The sequence below is a fragment of the Yoonia sp. genome, from assembly GCF_036770585.1.
Classification (GTDB): Bacteria; Pseudomonadota; Alphaproteobacteria; order Rhodobacterales; family Rhodobacteraceae; genus Yoonia.
The window spans coordinates 1-8,058 of the sequence record NZ_DAIPIW010000095.1; the positions used below are offsets into that span (position 1 = coordinate 1).

Sequence of the window (8,058 nt, forward strand, 5' to 3'; positions counted from 1 at the left end):
CAACGGCACCGATGATCTCGACAATCTGATCATGCTGATGGCGAAGCTGCCCGGGCTCGGGCCGCGTTCGGCGCGGCGTGCGGTGCTGCATATGATCAAGAAGCGGTCGCTGCTGTTGCTGCCCTTGGCCGATGCCCTGCACAAGGTCGGCACCAACGTGCGCGAATGCCTGAACTGCGGCAACATCTGCACCGGTGATATCTGCGACATCTGCGCATCGGCGAAACGCGGCAACGGACAGATCGCCGTGGTCGAGGATGTGGCCGATCTCTGGGCGATGGAACGCAGCGGCGTCTTCAAGGGGCGCTATCATGTTCTGGGCGGCACGCTGTCGGCGCTGGATGCGATCGGACCCGATGAATTGCGGATCCCCAAGCTGGTCGACCGGATCAGATCGGAAGAGATCACCGAAGTCATTCTCGCCCTGGGGGCCACGATCGACGGGCAGACCACGGCGCATTACATCGCCGATCAACTGCCCGGCATCACCGTCACATCGCTGGCCCAGGGTGTGCCCGTCGGCGGAGAGCTCGACTATCTTGACGAAGGCACGATCACGGCGGCGCTGAACGCGCGCAAGTCACTTTGACTTTGACGCCACCGTCCGCGCCAGCTCATCCGCCAGAATGTCGAAGACGACCCGGATCCGGCGACTGGTGCGCAAGGCGCGGTGGGTGGCCAGCCAGACCGGAAAGGTGATCGGCGGCAGATCAGGCAGAACCCGCACGACATCCGCGGTTGCAGGCATGAAGTCGATCGGCCCGACCACGATGCCAAGCCCGGCACGCATCATTTCCCACATGATGACCGAGTTTTCGGAAACGGCGCAAAACCGCTCTGGCGCGATGGTGACGCCCCGCTCTTTCAGAAAGGCCAGTAACTGATCGGTGTCACGCGGGCCGATAAAGCTGTGTTTGCCGAGGTCCTCCAAAGACTGCGGGTGCCCGTGTCGCGCAAGATAGGTGGCGGCGGCAAAGAAACCCGCCGTGGCATCGGGCAAACGCCTTGCGATCAGATCCGGCTGGGTCGGCTGGACATGGCGAATGGCGATATCGGCATCGCGGCGGATCAGGTTCTCGATCCGGTCCGAGGCGATGATCTCGACGATGATCCCGGGGGCTTCGTTGCGCAACCGCATCAGGACGCGCGGCAGAAACCCTGCGGCGAGAAGATCATTGGCGGTGATCACCACACGGCCCGCGATATCGTCCGACTGACCGCTTGCAACCATCGAAATGCGGCTGGCCGCATCCCCCATCGCCTGCACATGTTCCAAAAGGTCGCGCGCCGCGGCGGTCATGACCAGCGACCGCCCCGCGCGTTCAAAAAGCGACAGACCAAGGTCGGCCTCCAGCGCTGCGATCTGCCGCCCGACCGTCGGCTGCGTCGACCCAAGGGCCCGTGCCGCCGCACTCAGCGATCCTTCCTCGGCGGTTGCGAAGAAGGCGCGCATCTGGTTCCAGTCGAATGAGACAGCCTGCCAATTCATACGAAAATGTATATGTCAGCCGCAAGAATTCGCAATGTCTCTTGCATGGCCGAATGGGTAAATTGCCCCTGACCACAGCAAGGACACGCCAAGATGAGTGACGCCAAGTTCTGGGACAGGGCGGCCGAAAAATACGCCGCCTCGCCCATCAAAGACATGCAGGCCTATCAGGACACGCTGGACCGGGCGCGCCACTATCTGCGCCCCGGGGACCATCTGCTGGAGGTCGGTTGCGGCACCGGCACGACGGCGCTGAAGCTTGCGCCCGCCCTGCGCCATATCACGGCCACCGATGTCTCGGGCGGGATGCTGGCCTTCGGCGAACGCAAGAAAGCCGCGCAAGGGGTCGGCAATGTCACCTTCCTACAATCCGAGATCATGCAGCCCGTCCCGGGCGCCCCCTTCGATGCGATCTTCGCCTCGAGCATCCTGCATCTGGTCGACGACCTCGACGCGGCGCTGGGGCACCTCTTCGCGCAGGTCAAACCCGGCGGATACGTGATCTCGAAAACCGCCTGCCTGAAGAATATGGCGGTCTTCATTCCCCCGATGATCAGGGTCATGCAGATGATCGGCAAGGCGCCCCATGTTCTTGTGTTCAGCAGGGACGAACTGGATCAGGCATTCCGCAAGGCGGGGTTCCGGCTGGTGGAAACGGGCCACTTCGGCAAGAACCGCTATACCCATTTCGTGGTAGCACAGCGCCCCTGAACGCAAAACGCGGCACCGTTTCGGGCGCCGCGTTCAAGTGTCAGGTGATCACGGGGATCAATCCTCTTTGTCGTCGTCATCGTCATCCGGCAGGTTGAAAAAGCTGTCGGCATCGCTGATGTCGCGATCATCCTTTTCCTCTTCCTCCACCTCGTCGCGCGGATCGGAGAGGCTGAAGGTTTCCAGACCGGCCATCGCACTGGGCATCTTGGGCTCGGGCGCCATGCCCAGCGATTGTTCGGTGCTGACCAGCTTGCGACGTTCGTCGTCCGACATCGCCTCGCCTTCCTTGGCCTTCTTGGCGTTGGCCTTCTGCACGGCGGCATCAAGCTCGGATTGTTTGCACAGGCCCAGCGCCACCGGATCGATGGGTTCGAGATTGTTGATGTTCCAATGGGTCCGGTCACGGATCGCCTGGATCGTCGGTTTCGTGGTGCCGACCAGTTTCGAGATCTGCCCATCCGACAATTCGGGATGGAACTTCACCAGCCAGTAGATCGAGGCCGGACGGTCCTGACGCTTGGACAGCGGCGTGTAACGTGGACCACGGCGCTTTTCCTCGCCCTCGGCGGCGGCGTAATGCTTCAGGCGCAGCTTGTGCGCCGGATCGGCCTCTGCCTTGTCGATTTCTTCCTGCGTCAGCTGGTTGTTGGTGACCGGGTCAAAGCCCTTGACGCCCACCGCGACATCGCCGTCGGCGATGCCCTGCACCTCGAGCTCGTGAAAGCCGCAAAAGTCGGCGATCTGCTTGAAGGTCAGCGTCGTGTTGTCGCAAAGCCAGACCGCTGTCGCCTTGGCCATGATCGGTTTACCGGACATGTTTCATCTCCATCCTTGCATCGGACAAGCCTTTCCCGCGCCCTGAAGCTGGGCAGACTGTTTTCACAGCCGGGTTCGCGCATTGTCGGGGAACTTATCGGGTATATAGTCGCAGGGTGGGCAAGATGGAAGGTCAAAATGCGCATCCTCGTTTTTCTGATTTCGCTGATTTCGCTGCCCGTCGCGGCACAGGATCGGGCTGGCGCGTTCGACTACTATGTCCTGTCCCTCTCGTGGTCGGCCAATTGGTGCGCGCTGGAAGGCGATGCGCGCAATTCACCGCAATGTGCGCCGGACAGCGGTTTTGGCTGGATCCTGCACGGGCTGTGGCCCCAGTATGAAGCGGGCTATCCCGAATACTGCACGACCAGCGCCCGCCCACCCAGCCGGAGCCAGACCGCCGCAATGGCCGACATCATGGGCACCTCGGGGCTGGCCTGGCATCAGTGGCGCAAGCATGGTGTCTGCACGGGGCTGTCGTCGGATGACTATTATGCGCTATCGCGCGTGGCCTATGGCAGCATCGTCCGGCCACAGGTTCTGCGTGATCTCAAGCGGCCCGTGACCCTTCCGGCAGCGCTGATCGAAGAGGCCTTCCTGCGCGACAATCCCGCACTGCGCGCTGACCAGATCACGGTGACCTGCCGCGACCGCCACATTCAGGAAGTGCGCATCTGCCTGACCCGCGATCTGGATTTCCGCGACTGCGCGCCCGATGTCATCCGCGATTGCAGCTTGGGCGACGCGACTTTCAACCCGATGCGCTGAACGGAAAATGCCGGCCAAGGCCGACATTTCGAAAGGCTTGCAGTCGCGTGCTTATGCGCCCGGTGTCGGCTCGGCCTCGGTCGGGATCACCGCACCATCCTTGAGCATCACCTCACCGCGGGTGTCCTGACAGCGTGGCGTGCCGTCGCGGTTCAGGCGTGGCGTCATGTAGCCTTCGAGACCATCGTCGATATACCAATGCTGACACCCGTCAGGGTCGATCCAGATATTCGCCAGACCATCGATCAAGGGGCCCGCGTCGACGCCTGTATCGGTAATCACCGTCTTGTCCGCACGATATTCACATGCCGCAAGCGCAGTCGCAGCGATAGCCAGAATAACAACCTGTTTTATACCCATTATTTCACACCGTCTTGGAGCGCGATTCGCGCAGTTTGTTTCGGGGGGATTGTAGGCGGGATGGCTAAACAGGTCCATAACGACAAGGCAGAACGGTCCGGAACCTGTCCTATTGTTACGCTCGCGGTCGAAATCATGGCGCCGGATCCCGGCCATGGCGCACCTCGGCCAGCAATTCAGCGGTCAATGGGCTGTCGGGCACGGCCAGCGCTTCGACCACGCTGAAGTGATGTTCGCCCTTGGTGACGACCTGTCGGCACTCCCAGCGGGTGGCAAGCGCGTAGGCCTGCGCAAGAAAGGCGGGGCGTTCATCGCCGCCGACCCAAACGGTGGTCTCGGCCCGGGGTGCAGCCAGATGCACCGGACTTTCGGCCATCGCCTCGGCCGCGTCGATCCTCAGATCGGCGTTCATCGTGGTTTGCATCAAGGGGGCAAGGTCCGCGACGGGCGAGACCGGCACCAGCTTCTCCAGTCGATCTTGCCACCCTGCGGCAGGCCGCGGCACGGCGGCGCGCGCGATCAGTTGGCCACCCGCCGAATGCCCGATCAGCCGGATCGGTCCCGGCACACGCTCGGCAATCGTTGCAATCGCGGTCATGATCTGCTGGCCGATATCCGCGATCCGCACATCAGGGCAAAGATCATAGGACGGCATCGCCACCGTCCACCCCGCCGCCAAGGGCCCCGCCGCCAGATGCGACCAGAAACTCTTGTCGAAGCGCAGCCAATAGCCGCCATGCACGAAAATCACCAATCCCTTTGACAGCCGCGCAGGATGAAACAGGTCGAAGACCTGCCGCGGGCTTTCACCGTAGTAGAGATCGGTCTCGCAGGTCGCGTCATGCCGAAAGGCCGCCGCCGCGGCGGCCCATTTGTCAGGGTATCCGTCACCGCCCGGAATATGGGCCGCATTCTGATAGGCGTCGTCCATTTCCATCGTCAGCCCCTTTACGCGGTCTGCGCACTAGGATCAAGTAGCGCGAAAACCTGAAGGAGGCCACCATGCTCGACGAAACGACCCCATTGAAGTCTCTTCTGTCGCGTCCCGATCTTGTCTGCGAGGACGCCTTCGTCGCGGGCGAATGGGTCAAGGCCCGCAGCGGCAAGACCTTCGCCGTCACCAATCCTGCGCGCGGCGACGTGCTTGCCCATGTGCCCGACCTGTCACGCGAAGAAGTGGCCGAGGCGATCACCGCCGCCGAGGCCGCGCAGAAACCCTGGGCCGCCCGCGCGGCCAAGGACCGCGCCAACATCCTGCGCAAATGGTTCGACCTGATGATGGCCCATCAGGAAGACCTTGCCATCATCATGACCGCCGAACAGGGCAAACCCCTGGCCGAAGCGCGCGGCGAGGTCGCCTATGGCGCCTCTTTCGTCGAATGGTTCGCCGAAGAGGCCAAGCGCATCTATGGCGAAACCATCCCCGGCCATATGCCGGACAAGCGCATCACCGTGATCCGCCAGCCCATCGGCGTGGCGGCAGGCATCACGCCGTGGAACTTTCCCAATGCGATGATCGCCCGCAAGGTCGCGCCTGCGCTGGCTGCCGGCTGTGCCTTCGTGATCCGCCCAGCCTCGCTGACGCCGCTGTCGGCCCTTGCGATGGGCAAACTGGCCGAAGAGGCGGGGGTGCCCAAGGGTCTCTTCTCGATCGTCACCTCGACCTCGTCCTCGGCTGTCGGCAAGGAATTCTGCGAAAACCCGATCGTGCGCAAACTGACCTTCACCGGCTCGACCGAAGTGGGGCGCATCCTGCTGAAACAGGCCGCCGATCAGGTCATGAAATGCTCGATGGAGCTGGGCGGCAACGCGCCCTTCATCGTCTTCGATGACGCCGACCTCGATGCCGCCGTCGAAGGGGCCATCGCCTGCAAGTTCCGCAACAACGGACAGACCTGCGTCTGCGCCAACCGGATCTACGTGCAGCGCGGCGTCTATGATGCCTTCGCCGCCAAGCTGAAGGTGGCGGTCGAGAAACTGAAGGTCGGCGACGGGCTGGAAGACGGCACCACGCTTGGCCCGCTGATCGAACCGGCCGCTGTCGACAAGGTGCAGGAACATCTGGCCGATGCCCTGTCCAAGGGCGGCGAGATCCTCACCGGCGGCAAGCCGCACGCCCTTGGCGGCCAGTTCTTCGAACCCACCATCGTGACCAAGGCGACCAAGGACATGATGGTCAGCACAGACGAAACCTTCGGCCCCTTCGCCCCTCTTTTCATGTTCGAGGACGAAGACGACGTGATCGCGCTTGCCAATGACACGATCTTCGGTCTGGCATCCTATTTCTACGCCAAGGACATCAGCCGTGTGACCAAAGTGGCCGAGGCGCTGGAATATGGCATCGTCGGCGTGAACACCGGCATCATCTCGACCGAGGTCGCGCCCTTCGGCGGGGTCAAGCAGTCAGGTCTGGGCCGCGAGGGATCACGCCACGGGATCGATGACTACCTGGAGATGAAATACATCTGCACCAGCATCTGATGCCGAAAAAATCTGCCAATCCTGCCAAGGATTGACGAAATCGCGGCGTCTTATCACCGTGATGCGCATGATGACGGATGATCAGGAACTGGCAAGGGCTGCCGCAGCCGGTGACGGCGCGGCCTTTGCCAGCCTGCTCGACCGGCACTATGACAGGCTGTTTGCGCTTTGCTTTCGCCTGACCGGCGCCCGGTCCGAGGCCGAGGATCTGACGCAGGACATCTGCCTTGCCCTGCCTGCGAAGCTTGCCGGCTTTTCCGGCCGCGCCAAGGTGACGACATGGCTCTACCGCGTTGCCGTGAACGCCGCCCACGACCGCCGCCGCAAGCGGGCGCGGTATGCGAAAGCCACCGAAGGCTGGGGCGACTGGGAGACGCGCCGCACCGCAGACAACGCGGAAGCAGCGGCACAGATCGACTGGCTGCATCGGGCCATGACAGCACTGCCCGATGCGCTGCGCGACACGCTGGCACTGACACTCGATGACGTGACCCATGCCGAAGCCGCCGAGATCCTCGGCGTGTCCGAGGGCACGATCAGCTGGCGCATCTCGGAGGCCAAGAAGGCCCTGCGCGCGCTGCGCGAGACGGAGGACAGGATATGACCGACCGCAACGATCTGCGCGATCTCAAGGCCGCCTTGGCGGCGGCGACGCCTGCACCGGATGCAGCACGGCGCGCAAGGAACACCGCGCAAGCGGCAGCCGCCTTTGAAGCGCGCCACCGCAAAGCGGCACCGACCGGTGGCATCTGGTCAAGGCTGAAGGCGGCGCGCATCGGCGGCATCTGGGGCGGTCTTGCCACCGGACTGACCGCCGCTGTCGCCCTTGGAGTGCTTGTCCTGCCTTCGCAACCGGATCAACCTTTGCCGGTCTCGCTTTCGGCACCGGCCGAGGTTTCCTCATCGCTCCGCCAGGCGCCCCCCGCGCCGATGACGACAGAGCCGATGCTGGAACCACAAGCCTTGTCGGACATCGCCGAGATCTCCGCAGCGACCGCAAGCCAGGGCCAGCGGATCGCCGATCCTGTCGCCATGCTGGCAGAGACCCTGTCGCAAGGCGCCCTGCCCGACCCTGCCTCCATCGACCCCACAAGGCTGATCAACGCGCTGGCCGCAGGCCTCCCTGCCGCAGCTTCGGCATCCTATGCCGTGCCGTGGAGTGCGCAGTCCGCCCTGCGCGACAGCGGCGACCCGGATGACCCCCGGCGCTTCACGCTGGTGGCGGCGGAAGGAAATCCGCTTGACCCCGCATCCGAAGGGATCACGCTTGTGATCGCCATCGCCGGTTTCGCCCAGCGCCTTGCCACGGGCGCGGATATGAACGGCTGGGGGTTCACCGACGCGCTGGCCTTGGCGGAAGGCGCTGCCACTGCGGAATATTCGGATGTCATTGCCCTGATCCGCCGCGCGGCGGACCTGGACGCAGGCTA

Annotated in this window: 9 protein-coding genes and 1 pseudogene; 6 read left to right on the forward strand and 4 right to left on the reverse strand. The window is 63.4% G+C overall.

What is annotated here, in order from left to right; translation table 11 throughout:
* The coding region (recR, locus tag V7N12_RS12800; protein WP_333715008.1) for a recombination mediator RecR at positions 1-589 on the forward strand (589 nt) is incomplete at its 5' end.
* On the opposite strand, the gene V7N12_RS12805 is transcribed toward recR, so the two are convergent.
* Positions 581-1,489 (reverse strand): LysR family transcriptional regulator, encoded by a 909-nt coding sequence (locus V7N12_RS12805; protein WP_333715009.1) that lies wholly within the window; start codon positions 1,487-1,489, stop codon positions 581-583. The two genes, recR and V7N12_RS12805, sit on opposite strands and share 9 nt — an antisense overlap.
* Before the next feature lie 93 nt (positions 1,490-1,582).
* Here V7N12_RS12805 and V7N12_RS12810 point away from each other — a divergent pair, with 93 nt between their 5' ends.
* Complete coding sequence (locus V7N12_RS12810) at positions 1,583-2,200, forward strand: class I SAM-dependent methyltransferase (protein ID WP_333715010.1); 618 nt, start codon at positions 1,583-1,585, stop codon at positions 2,198-2,200.
* A gap of 57 nt (positions 2,201-2,257) precedes the next feature.
* Here V7N12_RS12810 and V7N12_RS12815 read toward each other — a convergent pair whose 3' ends face one another.
* Complete coding sequence (locus tag V7N12_RS12815) at positions 2,258-3,019, reverse strand: DUF1013 domain-containing protein (RefSeq protein ID WP_333715011.1); 762 nt, start codon at positions 3,017-3,019, stop codon at positions 2,258-2,260.
* Between the two features lie 138 nt (positions 3,020-3,157).
* Here V7N12_RS12815 and V7N12_RS12820 point away from each other — a divergent pair, with 138 nt between their 5' ends.
* Positions 3,158-3,787 (forward strand): ribonuclease T2, encoded by a 630-nt coding sequence (locus V7N12_RS12820; RefSeq protein ID WP_333715013.1) that lies wholly within the window; start codon positions 3,158-3,160, stop codon positions 3,785-3,787.
* Positions 3,788-3,838: 51 nt separating this feature from the next.
* Here V7N12_RS12820 and V7N12_RS12825 read toward each other — a convergent pair whose 3' ends face one another.
* Together V7N12_RS12825 and V7N12_RS12830 are read right to left on the reverse strand one after the other, a co-directional pair.
* Complete coding sequence (locus V7N12_RS12825; RefSeq protein WP_333715015.1) at positions 3,839-4,147, reverse strand: hypothetical protein; 309 nt, start codon at positions 4,145-4,147, stop codon at positions 3,839-3,841.
* Positions 4,148-4,280: 133 nt separating this feature from the next.
* A complete protein-coding gene (locus V7N12_RS12830; RefSeq protein WP_333715017.1) occupies positions 4,281-5,084 on the reverse strand; it encodes an alpha/beta hydrolase in 804 nt (267 codons plus the stop codon).
* A 65-nt stretch (positions 5,085-5,149) separates the two neighbouring features.
* On the opposite strand from V7N12_RS12830, the gene V7N12_RS12835 reads away from it, so the two are divergent.
* The 3 genes and pseudogenes from V7N12_RS12835 to V7N12_RS12845 all read left to right on the forward strand — a co-directional run.
* Positions 5,150-6,628: an NAD-dependent succinate-semialdehyde dehydrogenase gene (locus V7N12_RS12835; protein ID WP_333715018.1), complete on the forward strand. Its 1,479-nt coding sequence runs from the start codon at positions 5,150-5,152 to the stop codon at positions 6,626-6,628.
* Positions 6,629-6,689: 61 nt separating this feature from the next.
* A complete protein-coding gene (locus V7N12_RS12840; protein WP_333715019.1) occupies positions 6,690-7,232 on the forward strand; it encodes an RNA polymerase sigma factor in 543 nt (180 codons plus the stop codon).
* Positions 7,229-8,058: pseudogene (locus tag V7N12_RS12845) on the forward strand (hypothetical protein); the annotation flags it as partial. The gene V7N12_RS12840 and the pseudogene V7N12_RS12845, both read left to right, overlap by 4 nt.

Excerpts from the sequence above, each read along its gene's own strand:
- V7N12_RS12805 (WP_333715009.1), bottom strand. The coding sequence starts at position 1,489 with ATGAATTGGCAGGCTGTCTCATTCGACTGGAACCAGATGCGCGCCTTC.
- V7N12_RS12810 (WP_333715010.1), top strand. The coding sequence starts at position 1,583 with ATGAGTGACGCCAAGTTCTGGGACAGGGCGGCCGAAAAATACGCCGCC.
- V7N12_RS12815 (WP_333715011.1), bottom strand. The coding sequence starts at position 3,019 with ATGTCCGGTAAACCGATCATGGCCAAGGCGACAGCGGTCTGGCTTTGC.
- V7N12_RS12820 (WP_333715013.1), top strand. The coding sequence starts at position 3,158 with ATGCGCATCCTCGTTTTTCTGATTTCGCTGATTTCGCTGCCCGTCGCG.
- V7N12_RS12825 (WP_333715015.1), bottom strand. The coding sequence starts at position 4,147 with ATGGGTATAAAACAGGTTGTTATTCTGGCTATCGCTGCGACTGCGCTT.
- V7N12_RS12830 (WP_333715017.1), bottom strand. The coding sequence starts at position 5,084 with ATGGAAATGGACGACGCCTATCAGAATGCGGCCCATATTCCGGGCGGT.
- V7N12_RS12835 (WP_333715018.1), top strand. The coding sequence starts at position 5,150 with ATGCTCGACGAAACGACCCCATTGAAGTCTCTTCTGTCGCGTCCCGAT.
- V7N12_RS12840 (WP_333715019.1), top strand. The coding sequence starts at position 6,690 with ATGCGCATGATGACGGATGATCAGGAACTGGCAAGGGCTGCCGCAGCC.